The organism is Microbacterium sp. TNHR37B, assembly GCF_001620065.1.
Lineage (GTDB): Bacteria > Actinomycetota > Actinomycetes > Actinomycetales > Microbacteriaceae > Microbacterium.
In genome coordinates this window covers 1,506,530-1,528,952 of the sequence record NZ_LQGV01000001.1, presented here as the reverse complement: position 1 = coordinate 1,528,952, position 22,423 = coordinate 1,506,530, and the positions used below count along the sequence as shown (strand labels likewise).

General features: G+C 69.8%; 20 protein-coding genes and 1 tRNA gene. 14 read left to right on the top strand and 7 right to left on the bottom strand.

Annotated elements, in window-relative coordinates:
• Positions 1–27: 27 nt before the first annotated feature.
• Positions 28–363, top strand: coding sequence for a hypothetical protein (locus AVP41_RS07290; protein ID WP_067162532.1), 336 nt, complete (start codon positions 28–30; stop codon positions 361–363).
• 26 nt (positions 364–389) lie between these two features.
• Here AVP41_RS07290 and AVP41_RS07285 read toward each other — a convergent pair whose 3' ends face one another.
• Complete coding sequence (locus AVP41_RS07285; RefSeq protein ID WP_067162530.1) at positions 390–1,925, bottom strand: PucR family transcriptional regulator; 1,536 nt, start codon at positions 1,923–1,925, stop codon at positions 390–392.
• Positions 1,926–2,022: 97 nt separating this feature from the next.
• Here AVP41_RS07285 and gabT point away from each other — a divergent pair, with 97 nt between their 5' ends.
• The 6 genes from gabT (at position 2,023) to AVP41_RS07255 (ending at position 10,233) form a co-directional block, all read left to right on the top strand.
• Positions 2,023–3,393, top strand: a complete 1,371-nt coding sequence (gabT, locus tag AVP41_RS07280) for a 4-aminobutyrate--2-oxoglutarate transaminase (RefSeq protein WP_067162528.1) — start codon at positions 2,023–2,025, stop codon at positions 3,391–3,393.
• A gap of 191 nt (positions 3,394–3,584) precedes the next feature.
• Positions 3,585–4,943 carry a flavin monoamine oxidase family protein gene (locus AVP41_RS07275; RefSeq protein WP_067162526.1) on the top strand — a complete coding sequence of 453 codons (1,359 nt, stop codon included), beginning with the start codon at positions 3,585–3,587 and terminating at the stop codon, positions 4,941–4,943.
• Positions 4,940–5,827 carry a universal stress protein gene (locus AVP41_RS07270; protein WP_067162524.1) on the top strand — a complete coding sequence of 296 codons (888 nt, stop codon included), beginning with the start codon at positions 4,940–4,942 and terminating at the stop codon, positions 5,825–5,827. The genes AVP41_RS07275 and AVP41_RS07270 overlap by 4 nt, the downstream gene beginning before the upstream one ends.
• Positions 5,824–7,380, top strand: a complete 1,557-nt coding sequence (locus tag AVP41_RS07265; protein WP_067162522.1) for an APC family permease — start codon at positions 5,824–5,826, stop codon at positions 7,378–7,380. The genes AVP41_RS07270 and AVP41_RS07265 overlap by 4 nt, the downstream gene beginning before the upstream one ends.
• Positions 7,377–8,849 (top strand): NAD-dependent succinate-semialdehyde dehydrogenase, encoded by a 1,473-nt coding sequence (locus AVP41_RS07260; protein WP_067162520.1) that lies wholly within the window; start codon positions 7,377–7,379, stop codon positions 8,847–8,849. Before AVP41_RS07265 ends, AVP41_RS07260 begins: the two co-directional genes overlap by 4 nt.
• 19 nt (positions 8,850–8,868) lie before the next feature.
• The gene (locus tag AVP41_RS07255) at positions 8,869–10,233 is read left to right on the top strand and encodes an NAD-dependent succinate-semialdehyde dehydrogenase (protein WP_067162518.1); all 1,365 of its coding nucleotides are present in this window, start codon (positions 8,869–8,871) and stop codon (positions 10,231–10,233) included.
• Positions 10,234–10,323: 90 nt separating this feature from the next.
• On the opposite strand, the gene AVP41_RS07250 is transcribed toward AVP41_RS07255, so the two are convergent.
• Complete coding sequence (locus AVP41_RS07250) at positions 10,324–13,119, bottom strand: hypothetical protein (protein ID WP_067162515.1); 2,796 nt, start codon at positions 13,117–13,119, stop codon at positions 10,324–10,326.
• Entirely contained in the window at positions 13,116–14,939 is a 1,824-nt protein-coding gene (locus AVP41_RS07245) for an HSP90 family protein (RefSeq protein ID WP_067162891.1), read from the bottom strand. The genes AVP41_RS07250 and AVP41_RS07245 overlap by 4 nt, the downstream gene beginning before the upstream one ends.
• 143 nt (positions 14,940–15,082) lie before the next feature.
• Here AVP41_RS07245 and AVP41_RS07240 point away from each other — a divergent pair, with 143 nt between their 5' ends.
• The 6 genes from AVP41_RS07240 (at position 15,083) to rplA (ending at position 18,607) form a co-directional block, all read left to right on the top strand.
• Positions 15,083–15,517, top strand: a complete 435-nt coding sequence (locus tag AVP41_RS07240; protein WP_067162513.1) for a pyridoxamine 5'-phosphate oxidase family protein — start codon at positions 15,083–15,085, stop codon at positions 15,515–15,517.
• 233 nt (positions 15,518–15,750) lie between these two features.
• Positions 15,751–15,823 (top strand) — tRNA-Trp (locus tag AVP41_RS07235).
• A gap of 72 nt (positions 15,824–15,895) precedes the next feature.
• Positions 15,896–16,159, top strand: coding sequence for a preprotein translocase subunit SecE (gene secE / locus AVP41_RS07230; protein ID WP_067162511.1), 264 nt, complete (start codon positions 15,896–15,898; stop codon positions 16,157–16,159).
• A 64-nt stretch (positions 16,160–16,223) separates the two neighbouring features.
• Positions 16,224–17,246, top strand: coding sequence for a transcription termination/antitermination protein NusG (gene nusG / locus AVP41_RS07225; RefSeq protein ID WP_067162509.1), 1,023 nt, complete (start codon positions 16,224–16,226; stop codon positions 17,244–17,246).
• Between the two features lie 226 nt (positions 17,247–17,472).
• Positions 17,473–17,904, top strand: coding sequence for a 50S ribosomal protein L11 (gene rplK / locus AVP41_RS07220; RefSeq protein WP_067162507.1), 432 nt, complete (start codon positions 17,473–17,475; stop codon positions 17,902–17,904).
• Positions 17,905–17,917: 13 nt separating this feature from the next.
• The gene (gene rplA, locus AVP41_RS07215) at positions 17,918–18,607 is read left to right on the top strand and encodes a 50S ribosomal protein L1 (RefSeq protein WP_067162505.1); all 690 of its coding nucleotides are present in this window, start codon (positions 17,918–17,920) and stop codon (positions 18,605–18,607) included.
• Between the two features lie 123 nt (positions 18,608–18,730).
• Here the strand turns inward: rplA and AVP41_RS07210 are convergent, their stop codons facing one another.
• Positions 18,731–19,009: an acylphosphatase gene (locus AVP41_RS07210; protein WP_067162503.1), complete on the bottom strand. Its 279-nt coding sequence runs from the start codon at positions 19,007–19,009 to the stop codon at positions 18,731–18,733.
• A 40-nt stretch (positions 19,010–19,049) separates the two neighbouring features.
• On the bottom strand, positions 19,050–19,700 hold the full coding sequence (locus AVP41_RS07205; protein ID WP_067162501.1) for a LysE/ArgO family amino acid transporter: 651 nt from the start codon (positions 19,698–19,700) through the stop codon (positions 19,050–19,052).
• A 69-nt stretch (positions 19,701–19,769) separates the two neighbouring features.
• Here AVP41_RS07205 and AVP41_RS07200 point away from each other — a divergent pair, with 69 nt between their 5' ends.
• Positions 19,770–20,663 (top strand): LysR family transcriptional regulator ArgP, encoded by an 894-nt coding sequence (locus AVP41_RS07200; RefSeq protein ID WP_067162499.1) that lies wholly within the window; start codon positions 19,770–19,772, stop codon positions 20,661–20,663.
• A gap of 11 nt (positions 20,664–20,674) precedes the next feature.
• On the opposite strand, the gene AVP41_RS07195 is transcribed toward AVP41_RS07200, so the two are convergent.
• Both AVP41_RS07195 and AVP41_RS07190 read right to left on the bottom strand, forming a co-directional pair.
• Positions 20,675–21,721: an NADP-dependent oxidoreductase gene (locus AVP41_RS07195; protein WP_082829060.1), complete on the bottom strand. Its 1,047-nt coding sequence runs from the start codon at positions 21,719–21,721 to the stop codon at positions 20,675–20,677.
• 204 nt (positions 21,722–21,925) lie between these two features.
• Complete coding sequence (locus AVP41_RS07190; RefSeq protein WP_067162497.1) at positions 21,926–22,420, bottom strand: MarR family winged helix-turn-helix transcriptional regulator; 495 nt, start codon at positions 22,418–22,420, stop codon at positions 21,926–21,928.
• Positions 22,421–22,423: the final 3 nt, after the last annotated feature.

Genomic DNA, 22,423 nt, shown 5'->3' with positions numbered 1-22,423 from the left:
GGACGACACCTTGAGGAGCCAGGACTGATGGTGAGCTATCACGCGTCCCGCCCCGCACGCCGCATCGGCGGGATCCTCTGGGGCATCCAGATCGTGGTGGCGAGCGTGGCGAGTGCACTCGTCTGGTTCCGATCGATCAGCATTGCGCATTGCGCCCAGGACGGTGACTTCGAACTGCTGAGTCGCACCAGCGTCGTGTTCGCTGTCGTCGCGGTCGGACTCGTCGTGGCCGCCGCGGTCGGTCTGCTGCTGGCGCGGAAGACGCGGTGGTCATGGGTCTTTCCCGCTGGAGGAATCGCGCTCACCCTGGGCGCGGCGATCATCGCTCATCACGTCAGCGATGTCGCGTTGCGCTTCGTCTGAGCCGGTGCGATGTCGGCGCCCCGGGCTCACCGGGGGGAGGAGGCGACCAGCGCAGCCCAGAGCTCTGCGCGCGCGGGAAAGGTGCCGAGGTCGACGCCGAGCAGCGTCTGCGCCTGCGCCACGCGGGCTCGAACGGTGTGCCGGTGGATCCCGAGCGCTTCGGCGGCCGCGTCGATCCTCGCGTCGTGCTGCAGCCACGTGCGCACGGTGACGAGCAGGTGGGAGCCGTGGAGTGCATCGTGCTCCCGCAGGGGCGAGAGGCGGGCGGCGGCAAGCGCGCGCGCCTCGACCGTGTCGAGCTGGCTCAGGATGCCGTGCTCGGCGAGGTCGGAGAATGCGACGAGTGTGCCCGGCGCCGCGCGGCGCAACGCGGCGACCGCTTGCGCGTGGGCGTCGGAGGACGCGGAGTAGGCCACGGGAGCCGACACGCCGGTGCTCGCCTCGAAGAGGGCCGCGAACCGCTCGATGAGCTCGCGGCGGTCGGCGCTCACCACGAGCACGAGGCCGTCACCGTCCCGCCCGAAGAACAGCGCGCCGCGGTGTTCGGTGACCTGGAGCTCGAGCCAGTCCACCGCGGCATCGAGCTGCGCGGGCGCCACCGTGCAAGCGGCGAGCAGGACCGGGCCGGCGGGAAGCGGCCCCCACAGCTCTCGCGACACGCGCCGCGCCAGCGTCGGATCGCCGGTGAGGAGGCTGTGGACGAGGCCGGCGCGCAACGCCGAGCGCGCCCGCTCGAGTCCGACGTTCTGCTCGAGCGCCAGCCCCGCCATCGCGATGACCGACGTCACCACGCCGCGGCCTTCGAGGTCGAGCTCGGCGCCGGCGATCACGATCGCGCCGCGGAGATGCCCGCCCCGGCCCAACGTCTGCAGGGTGAATCGCGCTCCCGCCACCTCCAAGGTGGACGCGGCGCGCACGCCCCGTCGCAACATGGTGCCGACCTCGTCGGTGAGCTGCGCGAGGGTCGTGGCGTCGAGGGTATCGGCGGGGTGGCGCTGGGTGAGGGCGCCGGCCGCATCGAACAGACCCACCCAGGTGTCCAGCTGCTTGGCGAGCTCGGCCACCGTCGCTCCCAGTCCGTCGGGGCGCAGGGCGGCGAGCGAAATCGCCCGCTGGGCCGCGAGTGCCCAGGTGCGTCGAGCGTAGGCCTGCGCCGCGATGGCCTCCGCGTTCGCCCGGGCGAGTGCGATGAAGGGGGTCCGGTACGGCACCTCGAACAGGGGCATCCCTTCGGCCGCGCACGCGTCGATGAGCAGCGGCGGAATACCGTCGCGGACGACTTCGGTACCGAAGCCCAGGCCGCGCACGCCGCGAGCGCGTAGACGCGACACATAGGACCGGAAGAGCTCGGCGTCGGCATCCGCGGTGAACTGTGTACCCGTCGTCAGGAGCAGCAGCTCGTCGGCGAGGAACGGAGTGGGATCGAGGAGATCGGAGCCGTGCACCCAGCGCAACGGAGCGTCCAATGCATCGGGCGCGAGCGCGTCGGCATCCGATTCGAGTCGCAAGTGCAGCTCGCGGCGCCCGAGCAGGGCCCTGAGCGTGGGTTCAGACGCCGACATCGCTTCCTTCCACCGTGTACGTGATGTACGTCACAGTGATCAGAATGTACACGGCGGCGGCTGTGCGGTGCGGCCTTCCGGTCGTACGCTCGCCCGCATGACCCTCGCCGACACCGCTGCCATCCCCCCGGGCGACACGCTCACCGGAGGTCCGTCACTTCCCCAGGAGCGTCGCCTGGTCACCGCCCTGCCGGGACCGCGCTCGCAGGAGCTCCTGGATCGAAAGGCCGCGGCCGTCGCGGCGGGAGTCGGGCACACCGTTCCCATCCACGCGGTCGCCGCGGGCGGAGGCGTCGTGGTCGACGCCGACGGCAACTCGCTGATCGACCTGGGCTCGGGGATCGCCGTCACGACCGTCGGGAACGCGCACCCGCGCGTGGCGGCCGCGATCGCCGCTCAGGCGGCCCAGCTCACCCACACGTGCTTCATGGTCTCGCCCTACGACAGCTACGTCGAGGTCGCCGAAGCCCTCAACCGTCTCACGCCCGGCGACCACGAGAAGAAGTCGGCGCTGTTCAACTCCGGCGCCGAAGCCGTGGAGAACGCGATCAAGATCGCGCGCAAGCACACCGGCCGCCAGGCGGTGGTCGCCTTCGACCACGCCTACCACGGCCGCACCAACCTCACCATGGGCCTCACGGCCAAGGCGATGCCCTACAAGAGTGGATTCGGTCCGTTCGCCTCGGAGATCTATCGCGCGCCGATGTCCTACCCGTTCCGCGACGGGCTGTCGGGCGCGGAGGCCGCTGCCAAGGCGATCTCCGTGATGGAGAAGCAGATCGGCGCCGACAACCTCGCCGCCGTGATCATCGAGCCCATCCAGGGCGAGGGCGGGTTCATCGTCCCGGCCGATGGCTTCCTTCCGGCGCTCGTCGACTGGTGTCGCGACCACGGTGTCGTCTTCATCGCCGACGAAGTGCAGTCCGGCTTCGCCCGCACCGGCGCCATGTTCGCCAGCGAGCTGTTCGGCATCGTTCCCGACCTCGTCACCACGGCCAAGGGCATCGCGGGCGGCATGCCGCTGGCGGCCGTCACCGGCCGGGCCGAAATCATGGATGCGTCACACACCGGGGGCCTGGGGGGCACCTACGGCGGCAATCCCGTCGCCTGCGCGGCGGCGCTGGCCGCCATCGAGTCCTTCGAGAACGACGGACTGCTCGAGCGGGCGCGTGAGGTCGGGGGGATTCTCCGCGCCCGTCTCGAGTCTCTGCAGCAGGACGATCCGCGCATCGGTGACGTGCGCGGTCACGGCGCGATGATGGCGGCGGAGTTCGTCGACCCCGAGACCAAGGCTCCCGATGCGGCACTGACCGCAGCGGTGGCCAAGGCGGCGATCGCCGAGGGTGTCATCGTCCTGACCTGCGGCACCTACGGCAACGTCATCCGGTTCCTGCCGCCGCTGAGCATTCCCGACCACCTGCTGAACGAGGGACTGGACGTCGTGGCCGCCGCGCTCGCCGCCCACTGACCCCTCCCTTCGTCCCAGCGAATCGGCGACACGCATCAGCCCTCGACCTCTGGGGAGAGGCGCAGGATCGGGTCGGGTGAGGGCAATCGGGGCAGGGGTCCCCGTTCTTGCCCTCACCCGACCCGATCCGGAGCCGGTCGCCACATCGAAGCCCGAAAGCCCGAATCCCGAGATACAAAGGAGTACCCCTCATGAGCGAGATCACCCGTGATGTCGTGATCGTCGGAGCCGGTGCCGCCGGCCTGACCGCCGCCAACCAGCTGAAGAAGGCGGGCCTGTCGGTGGCCGTGCTGGAAGCCCGCGATCGCGTGGGTGGGAGGCTCTGGACCGACACGATCGAGGGAGCCCTGCTCGAGATCGGCGGGCAGTGGGTCTCGCCCGATCAGGACGCGCTGATCGAGACCGTCGCCGAACTGGGCCTGGAGACCTACTCCCGTTACCGCGAGGGCGACAACGTCTATGTGGGGCCTGACGGGGTGGCGAAGCGGTTCACGGGGGAGATGTTCCCCGTCTCGGCGGAGACCGAGCGCACGATCGCGGAGATCACCGAGAAGCTCGACGCCATGGTCGCCGAGATCGACCCCGATCGTCCGTGGGCCCACGAGAAGGCCGCCGAATGGGACCGGATCTCCTGGGACGCATGGCTGCGGTCCCAGACCGACGACGACGAGGCGGTGCGCAATCTCGCGTTCGCCACCGGGTCGGCGATGCTCACCAAGCCCACGCACACCTTCTCGCTCCTGCAGTCCCTGCTCATGGCGGCCTCGGCCGGGTCGTACTCCCACCTCGTCGATGCCGACTTCATCCTCGACAAGCGCGTGGTCGGTGGTCTCCAGCAGGTGCCGATCCTCCTCGCCGAGCGCATCGGTGCCGACGTCTTCCTGGGTGAGCCGGTGCGCACGGTCGACTGGTCCGGCGACGGCGTGACGGTCACGAGCGACGGCATGACCGTTCACGCACGGCACGTGATCCTCGCCCTCGCCCCCGTGCTGTACAACCGGATCTCCTTCGTGCCCGCTCTGCCGCGCCGGCAGCACCAGATGCATCAGCACATCTCCATGGGCTTCGTCATCAAGGTGCACGCGGTGTACGACCGCCCGTTCTGGCGGGAGAAGGGCCTGTCGGGGACGGCGTTCAGCCCGTACGAGCTGTCGCACGAGGCGTATGACAACACCAACCACGGCGATGAGCGGGGGACGCTCGTCGGGTTCGTGTCCGACCAGAACGCCGACGATCTGTTCACGCTCAGCGCCGAGGAGCGCAAGGAACGCATCCTCGAGTCGCTCTCGCACTACTACGGACCCGATGCCAAGGACCCGGTCGTGTACTACGAGAGCGACTGGGGCTCGGAGGAATGGACGCGCGGCGCGTACGCGGCGAGCTTCGACATGGGCGGACTCCACCGTTACGGCGCCGACCTGCGCACGGCCGTCGGGCCGATCCGTTTCGCGTGCAGCGACCTCGCCGGTGCCGGCTACCAGCACGTCGACGGCGCGATCCGGATGGGGCGTCTCGTGGCGGACCAGATCGTCGGGGAGCTGCGGTCATGACCGGGCGCATCGTCGTCGGGTACACGGCCACCAAGACGGGACGCGACGCCGTCGCCTTCGCGGCACGCCTGGCGGCGGCCACCGACGCGGTCCTCGACGTGGCCGTGATCCTCCCCTCCGATGGGCGGAGCGTCATCACCCCGCCCGACGCATCGTACGACCGCTACCTTCGCGAGCAGGCACAGAAGTGGATCGCCGCCGCGATCGACCGCATTCCCGCCGACGTGGTCGCCCACGCCCACGTGCGGCCGAGCGAGTCGTTCGCCGAGGGCCTCATCGAGATCGCCGATGCCCTTCGTGCCGACTACATCGTCGTGGGCGCCGCCGACGGCGCGTCCCGGGGGCGGCACCGGCTCGGGGCCACGACCACCGAGCTGTTGCACTCGTCCGACGTCCCGGTGGTGCTCGTGCCCCGCGGCGCACGCAAGATCGCATCGGAGGTGGGGATCTCCCGCCTCACCGTCGCGGTCGGAACCCGCCCCGGCGCCGATGCGCTCATGTCCGACGCCGAGGCGCTCGCCGCCTCGACCGGCGCGCCCGTACGGCTCCTCTCCCTCCTCCCCGTCGACCTTCCGCCGAGCGCCGATACCGCCGCGATCCGCATCGCCGGGTCGACCGAGGCCGCCGAGGTGCTCGCCGCCGCACGCACGCAACTGCCCGAGGGGATGACCGCCGAGGTGGTCGCCGCTGAGGGCGAGAGCATCGAGGACGCCGTCTCGCAGTTGGAGTGGCTGCCCGGCGAGGTGCTCCTGGCGGGCTCGAGCCGTCTCGCGCAGCCGCGGCGCCTGTTCCTGGGATCGACCGCGGCGAAGATGCTCCACGAGGTTCCCGTCCCCGTCATCGTGGTGCCTCGCACCCGCCAGCAGGAAGGAGGGGAGGCATGAGCAACGACGCTCCTGCAGTCCCCGCGGCCGCCACCGACGGCGGTCTGTCGAAGAAGGGCCTGAGCGCCGGGACCATCGGCCTGATCGGGGCCGTCGTCATCGGCATCTCGTGCATCGCCCCGGCGTACACGTTCACGGCGGCCGTGGGACCCACGGCATCCGTCGTCGGTGCGCAGATCCCCGCCGTCATCCTCGTCGGCTTCCTGCCGATGCTGCTCGTCGCGTTCGGCTACCGCGAGCTGAACAATCGCATGCCCGACGCGGGCACGTCCTTCACCTGGGCCACGCGCGCCTTCGGACCCTGGATCGGATGGATGGCCGGCTGGGGTCTGGTCGTCGCGACGATCCTCGTGCTCTCCAACCTCGCCGGTGTCGCGGTCGAGTTCCTGTTCCTGTTGATCTCGCAGGTCACGGGCAATCCGGGTATCGCCGACCTCGCCTTCATCCTTCCGGTCAACATCGGCGTCTGCCTCTTGTTCATGCTCGGCGCGACGTACATCTCCTACCGCGACATGCAGACGACGCAGAAGCTCCAGTACGTGCTGGTGACCTTTCAGGTGGCGGTCCTGCTGATCTTCTCGATCGCCGCCATCGTGCAGGCGACGGCCGGCAACGGGTTCGACTTCACGCCGTTCTCGCTCGACTGGTTCAACCCCTTCGCGGTGTCGTCGTTCAGCGCCTTCGCCGCGGGCCTGTCGCTGTCGATCTTCATCTTCTGGGGGTGGGATGTCACCCTCACGATGAACGAGGAGACGAAAGACCCCGAGAAGACACCCGGCCGAGCGGCGACGGTCACCGTCATCACGATCGTGTCGCTCTACCTGCTGCTTGCGGTCGCGATGATCATGTTCGCCGGCGTCGGGACCGGGAAGCTCGGGCTCGGCAACGAGGACATCCAGGCGAACGTCTTCTTCTTCCTCTCCGATCCCGTGCTGGGGCCCCTCGCGTTCCTGGTATCGCTCGCCGTGCTCACGAGCTCCGCATCGTCGTTGCAGTCGACCTTCGTCGGTCCCGCGCGCACCCTGCTGTCGATGGGACATTACGGAGCGCTGCCCCCGTCGTTCGCAAAGGTCAGCCCCCGGTTCTTCACACCCGGCTACGCAACGATCGCGTCGGCCATCGTGGCGTCCGTGTTCTACGCCGTCATGCGCGTCGTGAGCGAGGACACCCTGTGGGACACGATCCTCACGCTCGGCATGATGATCTGCTTCTACTACGGCATCACCGCGTTCGCGTGCGTCTGGTACTTCCGCAACCAGTGGTTCGACTCGATCCGGAACTTCTTCTTCACGTTCCTGTTCCCCCTCGTCGGGGGTGCCATCCTGGCCGTGCTGTTCGTCACGACGCTGATCGACTCGATGGACCCGGCGTACGGGTCGGGGTCGAACATCGGCGGCATCGGGATCGTGTTCATCCTCGGCATGCTCATCATCGTCATCGGCATCGTCGTCATGATCTGGCAGTACTTCGTGCGTCCGGCGTTCTTCCGCGGCGAAACGCTGAGCATCGACGCTCCCCCCAGCCTTCGCCGCGGCGGAAAGGTCACTCGATGAGCACCGAGACAGAACGCGCGCTTCTCGCCCAGGTTCCCACGGGGCTGTTCATCGCGGGGGAGTGGGTCACCACCGGCGCCACCTTCCCCGTGAAGGATCCCTCGACGGGCGACACCCTGCTCGAGATCGCCGACGCCTCGCCGGAACAGGCTGTGCAGGCTCTCGACGCCGCGGTCGGCGCCCAGGAGGCGTGGGCGGCCACGCCGCCGCGCACTCGCAGCGACATCCTGCGGCGGGCGTTCGACCTCGTGCAGGAGCACCGCGAAGATCTCGCTCTCCTCATGACGCTCGAGATGGGCAAGCCCCTCGCCGAGGCGCGGGGGGAGGTCACCTACGGCGGCGAGTTCCTGCGGTGGTTCAGCGAGGAGGCGGTGCGGATCTCCGGCCGTTACGGGCTCAACCCGGAAGGTACGGGGCGCATGGTCGTCTCGCAGCGACCCGTCGGGCCGTCGTTCTTCATCACGCCGTGGAACTTCCCGTTCGCGATGGCCACCCGCAAGATCGCGCCCGCACTCGCCGCCGGTTGCACCGTGGTCATCAAGCCCGCAGAGCTGACCCCCTTGACCACGCTCTTCTTCGTGAAGCTGCTGGTGGAGGCGGGACTTCCCGCCGGGGTCGTGAACGTCTTCACGACGACGCGTTCGAGCTCGACGTCAGCGCCGGTGATCGCCGATCCGCGGCTGCGGAAGCTGTCGTTCACGGGGTCGACCGAGGTCGGGCGGAAGCTCATCGCCCAGGCCGCCGAGGGCGTGCTCCGCGTGTCGATGGAGCTCGGCGGCAACGCACCGTTCGTCGTGTTCGACGACGCCGACCTCGACAAGGCCGTGGAGGGCGCGTTGCAGGCCAAGTTCCGCAACATCGGCCAGGCGTGCACGGCGGCCAACCGGTTCATCGTGCACGAATCGGTGGCCGACGAGTTCGCCCGCCGGGTCACCGCGCGTGTCGCCGGGATGAAGATCGGCCGCGGCACGGACGACGGGGTGCAGATCGGACCCCTGATCGACGACCGCGCGGTCGCGAAGGCCGACGAACTCGTCTCCGACGCGGTCTCGCGCGGCGCCACGGTGCTCACCGGCGGCAGGGCGCCGCGCGAGGACGGGCTGGAGGCCGGCACGTTCTACGAGCCGACGGTCGTCTCCGGCGTCGTTCCCGGCAGCGCGATCCTGTCCGAGGAGATCTTCGGGCCGGTGCTCGCGATCGCGACGTTCTCCGACGAGGACGAGGCGGTGCGCCTCGCCAACGACACCGAGTACGGCCTCGTCTCCTACGTCTTCACGCAGGACCTCGCCCGCGGACACCGCATGATCGATCGACTCGAGACGGGCATGATGGGTCTGAACGTCGGAGTCGTCTCCAATGCGGCGGCGCCCTTCGGCGGCGTCAAGCAGTCCGGCGTCGGCCGTGAGGGCGGGCTGGAAGGCATCCACGAGTATCTGTCCACCAAGTACACGCTGATCCCCGCCGACTGAGCGGGAGCGAGGGAGCAACATGAGTGACTACGCGGTCGTCAACCCGGCCACCGGCGAGACCCTGGCCACCTACCCGACGGCAACGGACGCAGACGTGGAGGCGGCGATCGCGGCCGCCGATGCCGCGTACCGCAGCTGGGGGCGCACGTCGTCTCCGGCCGAGCGTGCGGACCTCCTGCGCAAGGTCGCGGAGCTGCACCGGGAGCGCCGGGACGAGCTGGCCGCCATCATCGTCCGCGAGATGGGCAAGCCCCTCGCGGCGGCGGAGGGCGAAGTCGACTTCGCCGCCGACATCACGGAGTACTACGCCGACCACATCGACAAGATCACCGGCGATGTGCCCTTGGAGATCGAGGGCGACGGCACCGCCGTCATCCGGAAGGCTCCGCTCGGGGTGCTGCTGGGCATCATGCCGTGGAACTTCCCCTTTTACCAGGTGGCGCGGTTCGCGGCGCCGAACCTGGCGCTGGGCAACACCATCCTCCTCAAGCACGCGCCGCAGTGCCCCGAGTCCGCGGCCGCGATCGCGAAGATGTATGCCGATGCGGGGTTCCCGGCAGGAGCATATGCCGACGTACGACTGACGAACGATCAGGCCGCCACGGTGATCGCCGATCGTCGCGTACAGGGCGTCTCGGTCACGGGATCCGAGCGTGCCGGCGCCGCCGTCGCCGAGATCGCCGGTCGGCACCTCAAGAAGGTGGCGCTGGAGCTCGGCGGATCGGACCCGTTCATCCTGCTGTCGACCGACGACCTCGACGGGGCCGTCTCGTCCGCCGTCGAAGCGCGCCTGGACAACACCGGCCAGTCCTGCAACGCGGCCAAGCGCTTCATCGTGATCGACGATCTCTACGACGCGTTCCTGGAGAAGTTCACCGCCGCGATGTCCGCCGCGACCGTCGGCGATCCGTTCGCCGAGGACACGGTGCTGGGGCCCCTGTCGTCTCTCGCGGCGGCCGAGCGGCTCGAGGAGCAGGTCAACCGTGCCGTCGCGCAGGGGGCCACGCTCGTCACGGGCGGCAGGCGCGACGGCGCCTTCTACCCCGGCACGGTGCTGACCGGTGTCACCTCCGACATGGACGCGTACCTCGAAGAGTTCTTCGGGCCGGTGGGCGTCGTCTACCGGGTGTCGAGCGAAGAGGAAGCCGTCGAGGTCGCCAACGGCACCTCCTTCGGCCTCGGCTCGTACGTCTTCACGACCGACGCCGAGCAGGCCGAGCGCGTCGCCGATCAGATCGAGGCGGGCATGGTCTACGTCAACGTCGTTCTCGCCGACGAGCCGGCGCTCCCGTTCGGCGGCGTCAAGCGCAGCGGCACGGGCCGAGAGATGGGGCTTCTCGCCGCCGACGAGTTCGTCAACAAGAAGCTCATCCGCGTGGCCTGAGCCGCGACACCCACGACAGAGGTCGTGGACAGGAGAGGGGAGGATGCCGCCCGGGCATCCTCCCCTCTCGTCTGCGCCGCGCGCCGCGGCTCAGGACCGGATGGTCGCGCGGATCTCCGCCGCTTCGGCGTGGCGGCCGAGCATCTCCAGCGCATTGCCGAGGTCGAGGGCCACGGCGTCGCGGAGACCCTCGACGCCGTCCGCGTGCTCGAGCGCGGTCCGCAGCAGCGGGACAGCGTCACCCGGGCGCTCGGCTCCGAGCAGCATGCGGCCGGCGAGCAGTTCTGCACCGGCGGACGACGACGCGTCGCCGGCGCCCGCGAACGCGTCTGCCGCCTGCAACGCGGTGGCCACCGCCTCGTCGGTGCGTCCGCGCCCACCCAGCACACGCGCACGCGTGTCCAGGACGTCGGCGACGAACCAGTCGGCCTCGTGCTGTCGTCCGAGGCCGAGCGCTTCGTCGAGCAGCGCGAACACCTCGTCATCGCCACGCTGGTGGTGCGCTTGCGCCAGGGTGTGGAGACCGTCGGCGAGCAGGCCCACCTCGTCCTCGTTGCCGCGCAGCAGGCGGACCGCCTCGGTGAGGATCTCGATCGCATCGTCGACCTCGCCGAACCGGCCCAAGAGTCGCCCCTGCTGCACGAGCGCGAACGCCCGCCCCGGAACGTCGCCGGCTTCCTCCCGCAGGTCGGCGGTGTAGGCCCACGCGCCGACGGCGTTGCCGAAGTCCTCGGCCGCGTGGAGCGCCTGCGCCAGCAGTCCCGCCGTGATCGCCCGCGACGCGGGCTCCTCCTCGTTCTCGCTCTCCTCGCGCAGCACGTCGTTCAGGGTGTCGACTGCTTCCGCGGCGAAGCCGGCGGCGAGCATCGCGCGCCCCAGGCGGAAGCGCACGTCGATACTGGTGAGGTCGGCCGCCTCGCGCCGGTCTGCGGCCAGGCGATAGCGGCTGACGGCCTCGGCCGGGCTTCCCGCATCCTCGTGGAGCGCGGCGGCGAGCAGGCTGGTCTCGGCGACGATGTGATCGTCCGCGCCGATCGTGAGGGCGAGACGGGTCGCCTCGTCGGCTGCCGCCGCACCCGCCGTGAACTCCTCGGCCATTCCGTGGAGGCGCGCTCGGGTGACGAGGGCCCGCGTGCGGCGGCCGTCGTCCACCGCGGGATCGCCGAGCAGCGCGTCGACGGCCGACGCCGAGGCCGCCGCGTTGTCGGGTGAGGCGAGGGCGTCGGCTTCCAGAAGCTGCATCCCGTGGGCGCGGCGCAGGTCGCCCGCCGCGCGGAACAGCTCCACGGCGGTGCGCGCAGCCTCGGCGGCCTCGGCGTGTTCGCCGGTCCAGAGCAGTCCGATCGCGAGGGTCGACCACAGGTCGGCGCGGACGTCGACATCGGCCTCGGCGGCACTGTCCAGCTCGGCGCGGATGAGGTGCAGAGACTCCTCGAGCCCGGCACCGAACAGGATCAGGCCGAGACGCTCCTCCAGGTCCGCCTGAGCGGTCCGCCCCGCCGCGCGCAGCACCGAGAGCCGCTCGGGAAGCGCGGCGGAGGCCTCTTCGACGTCTCCGTAGGCCACCAGCGCCGACAGCAGGTGCGAGGTCAGGACCACCCGCTCGCTCTCGTCGGCATCGGGGAGCGCCGCGCGGATGGCGTCGATGGCGGTGCGGGAACCGGCGCTGCTGAGCACCAGCGCGTGGGAGATCCGTTCCGCGGCCGTCTGCGGCGTCGTGGGTGCCGGCAGCGTCGAGAACTCGTGGGACCGGATCGGCACGTCGTAGCGTTCGCGTGCGGTCTCCCGGAGTCGCTCGAGGCCCTGCGCGTGGGCATCGGTGCCGTTGCGCGCATCGAACGCGGCGGCGATCCGCTCCGCCTCGGTCCATGCGCGCGCAGCGAGGTCGGACACCGTCCAGGGGCCTTCGTGAGGCCCGAAGACCGCGACCAGGGATTCCGCGTCGGAGCCGCGCGCGACCGTGTCGGGGTGGCCGGCCGCGGCGACGGCGTCCAGCGCGACGGCGAAGGCGGCGAGGGCGCTCACGTGCGCCTCGGCGTTGAGCCCGTCGTGCACGAGCCAGGGCAGGTGCCGCTCGACGAGGGCGAGCGCCCGCGCCGCGTTCCCGGTGATGACGCAGAACACGACGTTCTTCGCGACGATCGTGAGGTTGTCGGGGTTGTCCTTCGCTAACCGGTAGCTGCGCAGGTGCGCGGTGCGGGCCTCCTCGAGCATCCCGGCCCGGAGATAGGGCACGAGGGCCCGGGCGAGCGCGTGCTCGGGCTCCTCTCCGCAGGCGAAGCCGCCGTCGAGGAGCTCCTGGACCAGGCGGATGGCGTCGTCTTCACGGCCGGTCTCGGCGAAGAACCCGGCGAACTGGCTGCGGACGCACGCGTCGCAATGGCTGTAGTCGTCGCGGGGCGTGGCTTCGAGCTGCTTCTGCAGCGCGTCGGCCTCCTCCCAGCGCCCCGCCGCCCACGCGTCCTCGAAGCGGGCCATGAGCACTCCGCTGGAGCCGAGCCCCGCACGGCGGTAGTGCTCCTCCATGTCGTCGAGCACGGCGGAGATCTGCTCGGGGGCGAACTCGGGGGATCCGCGTAGCGCTCCCGCCATCCACTTGTACTGCCACATCAGGTCGCCCGCGGGCTCGATGAGGGCCGGGAAGCGGGAAGGATCGGCGTCGTGGTGGCCGAGGCACCACGCGAACGAGGTGAGCATGAGGTCGGTGTCGCCGATCATGTTGGCGCTCGAGGTCTGCCGCATCCGCGCTTCGTACTCCAAGCGCTCGTCGCCGCTCTCCTGCGCGAGGGCCACCGCCTCGGCGACCAGGGCGCGCTCCTGCGGTCCCCAGGGGGTCTGGTCGATCTCGTCGAAGAGTGCGCGCACGCGGTCGGCGTAGCCGGTCATGGGGTTCCTTCCGTTGCCGTGGGGGTGTCGTCATCGAGGGCGTGGCCGAGGAGCTCGGTCAGCGACGTGGTCATCATCTCCCGGTCGGCGGGCCCGAGCGGGTGGTGTCCCGCCAGGAGCGACTGGACGTACAGGAGCCGGATACCGGTGTCGAACACGCGGCCCTCCGGGGCGTGCGCGAGCCGGCGCACGAGCGCGTTCTGCCAGTTGAGGCACAGTCGCGCGGCCGGGGCATCGGTGGGGACGTCGGCGCGCCGACCGGCACGCGCGGCCCGGTCGAGCACACCGCCCCACAGCGCTCCGCCGGCGCTGCGGGCCCGGCCTCGGTCGAGGGCGCGCAGCACCTCGGGATCGGCGACGAACAGGCTCGGCAGCTCGGTGCGATCGAAGGAGCGGACCGAGACGTCGACGCCCTCCAGTGCCGCCGCCGCGCGCCGTTCGAGCGCCAGGGCGGCGTCGCGGTCTTCGAGGGCGGGAGGGTCGAGGCGATCGATCTCGCTCACGACGTCGACCTGCTCGACCACGACATCGTCGAACAGCTCGGGAAGGCGGCGCATCAGGTCGGCGTCGTAGAGGTATCCGCCGTTCACGAGCGCGGAACCGGGCGCGACGATGCTCGCCACCTGCCGGAACTCGTCCACCGTCTCGGCGAAGCGGATGCGCGGGAACCGCCGCACGAGCTCTTCGATGCGCAGGCGGCCCACGGTCGTGTCCACCGACAGCCACCGGACGATGAACCGCGCGAGCTCCTCGTCGTGACGCACGAGCGACTTGAGCGCGACTTCGTGGATCGCCACGAAGTGCGCCAACCGCGCAGGGTCGCTCAGCGCGAGATCCAGGATCCAGCGCCGGATGGCCTCCCCGATCTCGCGTCGCGTCTGCTCGAGGGCGTCGTCGTCGACGAGCGATTCCCGGCTCGCCGTCGGGTTCAGCGACCCCGAGTCCACCACCGCCCGGGCGAAGAACGCCCAGTCGGGCAGCAGATCGTCCGCCCGCTCGGTCAACAGCATCCGGCGCAGGTACACTCGCGTGCGCTGTCGGGCGGCGGGCGGGGGAGCGAAGGGCAGGACGAAGGCCAGGCCGCGCGTCTGAGTTGCGGCGACGGTGAGCGGGATGACGTCGAGCGGCTCGGCGCCGATGAGCTCTCGCCCGTATGCGCGCTGCGCTTCGGGGTCGCCCTCCAGGAACGGGGCGGGCTCGGTGACCACGGCCTCACCGCCCGCGGGGAGGTCGACCGCGACCGTCACCGGGAGGTAACGTCCGAAGGTCTCGGCCAGCTCGAGGATCGTCGTGGCGCCCAGCAGCGAACGGCTGTCGGGCCGGGGGTGCAGGTGAACGCTCGTCCCGATGGGGAGGTCGTCCTCGGTCGGAGCGACGGTGAACGTGCCGTCGGAATGCCCCGTCCACTCCACTCCGCGACCGCCGGCCGCGCTCCGCGACCGGATGACGATCGTGTCGCACACCATGAAGCACGACAGCATCCCGATGCCGAACTGTCCCAGGTAGTCACCGCGGGGCAGGTCGAAGATGTCGCGCTTGGAGCTGCGCCCGACGGTGGCGAGGAGGTCGGCGACCTCGGCCTCGGTGAGTCCGACGCCGTCGTCGCGGAGGACGAACTCCGTCGACTCCCCGCTGAGCGGGGTGATGCGCACGCGGCCACCACCGCCGTCGAGCGCCCGTCGGGCGGAGATCGCGTCGACGGCGTTCTGCAGGAGCTCGCGCAAGAAGACGCGTGGACTCGAGTAGATGTGCCGGCTCAGGAGGTCGATGACGCCGCGGAGATCCACCTGGAACTGGTGCGCGGCAGCGTGGTCGTTCAGCGTCACTCCTCGATGGTGCTGTGTCATGGCGCGTCGCCGCCGCGAGGCGGTGATCCGGGTGTCTCCAGCCTACCCAGCGCGTCCGCGATTATCCCGGCCATCCAGGCCTGTGCAGATGCCGGTCTCGGGGGCAGGATGGGGTCATGGACAACACTGCCGCCATCTCTTATCTCAGCGACCGGGAGTGCTTCGACCGCCTGGCGGAGCAGGAGCTCGGCCGGTTGGTCACCTCCGTCGGGGGAGTGCTCGACATCTTCCCCGTCAACTACACGCTCGACGACGACACGATCGTGTTCCGCACGGCGGAGGGCAGCAAACTCACCGAGCTCTCCATCAACGACGAGGTGCTGTTCGAGGTCGACGACTACACCGCCACCGACGCGTGGAGCGTGGTCGTCCGCGGGCGTGCGCACCGTCTCGAGAGCTCCGACGAGGTCCGAGCCGCCGATGACCTGCCGCTGAAGCCGTGGATCCCGACGCTCAAGTACAACTACGTGCGGATCACGCCGGACTCCGTCTCGGGTCGCGACTTCCGCCGTGGCGACGAGCCGGACCGCTACGGCATCCAGCAGTACTGAACCACTGCGTGGGTCGCCGTCGCGGCTGTCGCCGGCGCTGACCCGCACGGGCTGATTCGCGCGGTCCGATTCGCACGGCCCCGGGGCATGCCGTACACTTGTGCGCGCAGTTGTCTGCATTCTTTTGCCGTGCCCGCGGGCCTGAAACCTCGTATCCATGGTTACGGTAGAAGTGCGTGGACGGGCGACCGCTAGGTGGCCGTCTGCACACCCGTCGGACTCGCGTCCGGCATAGGGCGGTAGCTCAATTGGCAGAGCAGCGGTCTCCAAAACCGCAGGTTGCAGGTTCGATTCCTGTCCGCCCTGCGCGTCAGCGCATACGTTGACACACAGCGCCAGCACCGAGTTGGCGCCGACGCAATTCATACAGGTGGGTACATGGTCCAGGATGAGGCGAACGGCGAGATCGTCGCGGTCGGTGGCGTGTCTCGCGAGAAGAAGCTGAACTTCTTCCAGCGCATCGCCCTCTTCATCCGCCAGGTGTTCGCGGAGCTCCGCAAGGTCGTCACCCCGACCCGCCAGGAGCTGGGTAAGTTCACGGCGGTCGTGCTGGGCTTCGTCGTCGTCATGATGGCGGTCGTCTACGGCCTCGACCTGCTGTTCACCGCGGTCGTGAACGTCGTCTTCGGCGTGCCGAGCTGATCCACCGTTCGCTCGAACACGTGCGGGATGACCTCACCCGACCATCCGATGGAAGAGAAGGCAATTGTCTGAGAAGTATGTCGACGACGCCGATTGGGCGACCGCCGCGGAGCAGTCCAGCGAGGACGACGAGGCCCAGGAGGGCAACTACCTCGCCGACCAGGAGCGCTCCTCAGAGGCGGCCGAGCACATCGCGATCCACGTGGTCGACGAAGACGAGGACGGTGTCGACGAGACCGATGCCGACATCGAGATCGACGACCCGGAGGCTGATGCCATCGTGAACGACGCACTGGAGATCGACGAGGCCGCTGAAGCCGAGGCGGCCGCTGAGGTGCTCACCGACTCCCTCGCCGAGGAGCAGGCCGAAGCCGCTGCGGAGGCTGCCGAGGAGGTCACTCCCTACGACGGACCCGAGCTGGGCGACGACGACGCCGAGGCGTCGCAGGACGACGAGTCGGACACCGACCTCGACCCGTACGAGGCCTACCGTGCCGAGCTGCGCAGCCTCCCGGGCAAGTGGTACGTCATCCACTCCTACGCCGGGTTCGAGCGCAAGGTGAAGGCCAACATCGAGCAGCGCAAGTCGACGCTCGAGGTCGAGGAGGACATCTATCAGGTCGAGGTCCCCATGGAGGACGTCGTCGAGATCAAGAACGGTCAGCGCAAGATGGTCACGCGCGTCCGGATCCCCGGCTACGTGCTCGTGCGCATGGAGCTCAACGAAGACACCTGGTCAGTCGTCCGCCACACCCCGGGCGTCACCGGGTTCGTGGGCAACGCGCACAACCCCACTCCTCTCCGCTTCGAGGAGGCCTTCAACATGCTGAAGTCGCTCGTCGAGGTCAAGGACGTCGCCCCCGCCAAGGGCGCGGCCAAGGGGTCGGCCACCCAGGCGCGCAGCGTCGTCACCGAGGTCGACTTCGAGATCGGCGAGACCATCACGATCAAGGAAGGCTCCTTCGCGGGTCTTCCGGGCTCGATCAGCGAGATCAAGCCCGAGAGCGGCAAGCTCACCGTGCTCGTCTCCCTGTTCGAGCGCGAGACCCCGGTCGAGCTCTCGTTCGACCAGGTCACCAAGCAGTAGTCACCGGCGCTTCGTCCGCACTACAGGACGGCGTCTCCAGAACAGGACGATTCCCCGCGAATCGTCCTGTTCTGCTGTGGGGGCCTGCGTGCCTCTGCACAGGACTGGTAGACTTGAGCGGTTGCGCGCGTGTCGCGTGACCACCCCACCACCATCAGGAATGGCCTGACACGTGGAAGCGCGCCCGAGATGCTCCGGCACCCGGGCGCTCGACAGAAGGAAGAACATGGCACCCAAGAAGAAGGTGACCGGCCTGATCAAGCTCCAGATCAACGCCGGTGCCGCCAACCCGGCGCCGCCGATCGGCCCCGCGCTCGGTCAGCACGGCGTCAACATCATGGAGTTCTGCAAGGCGTACAACGCCGCGACCGAGTCGCAGCGCGGAAACGTCATCCCCGTGGAGATCACGGTCTACGAGGACCGTAGCTTCACCTTCATCCTGAAGACTCCGCCGGCTGCGGAGCTCATCAAGAAGGCCGCCGGCCTGCAGAAGGGCTCGCCGACGCCGCACACGACCAAGGTGGGCAAGCTCACCAAGGACCAGGTGCGCCAGATCGCCGAGACCAAGCAGCCCGACCTGAACGCGAACGACCTCGAGGCCGCCTCGAAGATCATCGCCGGCACCGCTCGTTCCATGGGCATCACGGTCGAGGACTGAGGGGGAGAACAACATGGCTAAGTCCAAGGTTTATGAAGCAGCCGCGGCCAAGATCGACCGCGACTCGTTCTACACGTCCACCGAGGCCGTGAAGCTGGCGAAGGAGACCGGGTCGAAGAAGTTCGACTCCACCGTCGAGGTCGCCCTCAAGCTTGCGGTCGACCCGCGCAAGGCGGACCAGATGGTCCGTGGCACGGTCATCCTCCCGCACGGCACGGGCAAGACCGCCCGCGTCATCGTCTTCGCCACCGGCGCCGCGGCCGAGGCCGCGATCGCCGCGGGTGCCGACGAGGTCGGCGGCGCCGAGCTCATCGAGAAGGTCGCCGGCGGCTGGACCGCGTTCGACTCGGCGGTCTCGACCCCCGAGCTCATGGGCCAGGTCGGTCGCCTCGGTAAGGTGCTCGGCCCCCGTGGCCTCATGCCGAACCCCAAGACCGGCACCGTGACCCCCAACCCGGCCAAGGCCGTCGAGGAGATCAAGGGCGGAAAGATCGAGTTCCGCGTCGACAAGCACGCCAACGTGCACTTCGTCGTCGGCAAGGCCTCGTTCACCGCTGAGCAGCTGGATGAGAACTTCAAGGCTGCGCTCGAAGAGATCGTGCGTCTGAAGCCGTCGAGCTCCAAGGGTCGTTACATCCAGAAGGGCGCCGTGTCGACCACCTTCGGTCCCGGCATCCCGCTGGACGTCAACTCGCTCGCCTGACCCTCGGGTCAGCAGAAGGGGCTCCGCCGTTCGGCGGGGCCCCTTCGTCGTCCCCACCGCGGCGCGCACACCGGCGCGGGCGGCCGCTCACGCGTCGGCGCGGACACCGGCGCGGGCGGCCGCTCACGCGTCGGCGCGTATCTCGAACCCCTCGACGTCGGAAGTGGTGGCGAGCTCGCTCACCGTCACGCCCGAGACGGAGGCTCCGCGCGGTCCCTTCCCGGCCCACGCGAGGATCGCGGCGACGTCGGCGTCAGCGCCGTGGAGTTCGGACTCCACCGTTCCGTCGCGTCGATTGCGTACCCACCCCGTCACGTGATGTCGCCGCGCTTCCGTCTGCAGTGAGTAGCGGTATCCCACACCCTGGACGATCCCTGCCACGGTCAGATGCACGTGTCTCATCGCCCCATCCTCGCAGGGCCGGGTGGGGCGGAGCCCGGGGTCAGCCGACCACGAGGGAGACGGCGATGGCGACCATCACGAGGGCGATCACGCCGTCGAGGATCCGCCACGCCCGAGGGGTCGCGAGCCAGCGCCCCAGGTACCGCGCGCCGATGGCGAGGCCGAAGAACCAGACCACGCTGGCCGTGGCCGCCCCTGCCGCGAACCACCAGCGGAGGTCGCCCTGCGCGCTGGCGACCGAGCCCAGCAGGAACACCGTGTCGAGGTAGACGTGCGGGTTCAGCCACGTGAGGGCGAGGCACGTGGCGAGCACCGGGGCGAGCCGTGTTCCCGTCGCGGTGAGCTGCGCGGCCCGGGTGGACGGGAGAACAGCGTCGGACTCCGGCCCCATCGCCAGCGTCGCGCCGGTCGGCCGGAGTGCACGCCGCGCGGCGAGAACGGCGTATCCGACGAGGAAGGCGAAACCGGCCCACCGCACGACCTCGACCAGCCAGGGTGCCGCGTGCACGGCCAGCCCGAGTCCGGAGACCCCGACGACGATGAGCACCGCGTCGGACGCGGCGCAGACGGCGGCGACCGCCACGACGTGCTCGCGGCGGATGCCCTGGCGAAGCACGAACATGTTCTGGGCCCCGATGGCGACGATGAGGGAGAGCCCCAGTCCGAAGCCGGCCAGCACGGCGGTGATCATCTCTCGACCGTAGGTCCGCTCTGCCGACAGGTCCAGTTCAGAGAACTCAGGACACATAAGCTGAGCTTCATGTTCAATGCGGAGTTCGCTCGGACGCTGGCCACCGTGATCGACGAGGGCAGTCTCGAGGCAGCGGCCCGGCGCCTGCACCTCACGCCGTCCGCGGTCAGTCAACGCATCAAAGCCCTGGAGGAAAGCGTGGGGCGGGTGCTGATCGTCCGGTCGAAACCCGTCCGGCCCACGGCGGCCGCGGAACCGGTCGTCCGCTTCGCCCGACAGCTCGCCCTGATCCAGCACGATGCGATGACCGCTCTCGCGGGGGAAGAGCTCGTGAGCATTCCGCTCGCCGTCAACGCCGACTCCCTCGCGACCTGGTTCCTCGAGCCGCTCGCGCGCCTGACACGACGCACCCGGCTCGTCTTCGACCTGCATCGTGACGATCAGGACTTCACGGCCGGCCTCTTGGAGTCGGGCACCGTGATGGGAGCGGTCACCTCGCGGGCTGAGCCGGTCGCGGGATGCCGCGCGGTGCCGCTCGGCGCGATGCGGTACGAGGCGGTTGCCGCGCCGGACTTCGCGGAGCGCTGGTGGGGTGCACGAGGTGATGCGGCGCCCTCGCTCGACGCGCTCGCGTCGGCGCCGAGGGTGGACTTCGACCGTCGCGACGACCTCCAGCGCCGGTGGCTGGAGCTGCGCGGCGCCGCGGACGACTCAGGACCTCGACACTTCGTTCCCGCCTCGCACGACTTCGCGGAGGCCGTGCTCCGAGGGCTCGGATGGGGATTGCTGCCCGCGGTGCAGAGCGCTCAGGCTCTCACCGAGGGATCCCTGGTCCGACTCGGCGGCCCGCCCATCGACGTGAAGCTGTCGTGGCAGCAGTGGAATCTGCAGTCGCCGTTGCTCGATCTGGTGGCCGAGGAGATCGTGGCCGAAGGTACGCGTGTGCTCGCTCGGGTCGGGTGACTCCCGCGGCCTCAGGCGTCGCCGATACGCAGGACGACCTTTCCCCGCGAGTGACCGCGCTCGATCTCCCGGTGCGCGTCGGGTGCCTCCGCCAGATCGAAGACGCGATCGACGTAGACCTGGATCGCTCCGGAGTCGAGCAGGCGTGCCAGGGTGCTCAGGACGCTTCCGTCGGGGATCACCTTGTACGACGTCGCGCGGACGCCGGCTCGCGCCGCGGCCTCGGCGTAGTCGGGCCACGACCCCGTCGGCACCATGATGTAGAGGCCTCCGGGGCGGAGGACGGTGAGGGAGCGCGTCCCGGTGTCGTCGTGGACGTTGCCGACGAGATCGATCACGACGTCCACTCCGTCGACCAGATCCTCGAATCGGGTCGTGGCGTAGTCAATGGTCACCGCGGCGCCCAGGTCGCGCAGCCACGGGAGGTTGCGTTCCGATCCCGTCGCGGTGACGTGGGCGCCGAAGTAGGCGGCGAGCTGGACCGCGAAGTGACCGACACCGCCGGATCCCGCATGGATGAGCACGCGCTGCCCCTCATGCGCGTGCGCGGTCTCGACGACGAGCCCCCACGCCGTCAACGCCGCCAGCGGGACCCCGGCGGCCTCGACGTGCGAGAGTGACGTCGGCTTGCGCGCCACCGACAGGGTGGGAACCACGGCGTACTCCGCGTAGGTTCCGCCTGACCGGGGGAAGGGGACCATTCCGAACACCTCGGTGCCCGGAGGAAGAGGGTGGCTCTCGTAGGGCGAGGACACCACCACACCACTGAAGTCGAAACCGAGAGTGCTCGGGTGCTGGGTGATGCCCGAATGTGCCCCACGACCTCCGCGCGTCTTGGCGTCGATCGGGTTCACGCCGGCGGCCACGACGCGCACCAGCACCTCGCTGAGGACGGGGGCAGGGACCGGAATCCGCTCCTCGCGGAGGACGCCCGCATCGCCTGGGGCGTCGAACACGACCGCCCGCATCGTGTCGGGGATCGTCTCGTTCGTGGACGCCGCGACCGGAGTGCCGCCGGAGCGCGTCGGACGGAGTCGCGTGAGTCGGGACTTGTCCATCGGTGTGTATCCTTCCCCGTGCGTGTCGACGTCGTCAGCACGTGCGGCTCATGGCACCAGTCAATCGCGCGATTGTCTCGTCCGTGTTACGCCGGTGCTACCGGTGGGAACCGGTCCCGCGCCCGTCGGGACACCAGACGGACGAGCGGAACCCCCATGATGTCAGGCGGTGCGTCCCCGGCGGGGCCACCGCGCCGCGCACCGTCAGGGACGCACGCCCGAGGTGAGCGCATGGAGGAGCCGGGTGAGGCTCCGGATGTCCTCCTCCGGCCAGTCCTCGAGGCTTCGCAGCAGGAGATCCTCCTGCGGGCCGCGGGCAGCTTCCAGCCGTTCGCGCCCGAACGGGGTCGCCGAGAGCAGGCTCGAGCGGCCGTCGGACGGATCGGGTGCGCGCTCGACGAGGCCGAGGCGCTCGAGCTCGCGCACCGTCCGGGAGAGCTGTCCCTTGTCGACCAAGAGGTGCTCGGCAAGCGCCGTCTGCGTCACGGACTCCCGGCGGGCGATCGTCGTGAACACCTTGTACGCCCCGGGGAGCATGCCCGGGCTCACCCGGTTGGCGTTGTCGGTGATGATCCGGCGGAACTGGTTGATCAGCTCGCCGAACTCGGCCTCGAGGGCCCGCACCGCTCGGGTGCGGGCCGCGAGGCGCCCGTCGGTGTCGCTGGAGGCCGCCCGGAGGTCGGCGTCGGAGGCGGACACGAA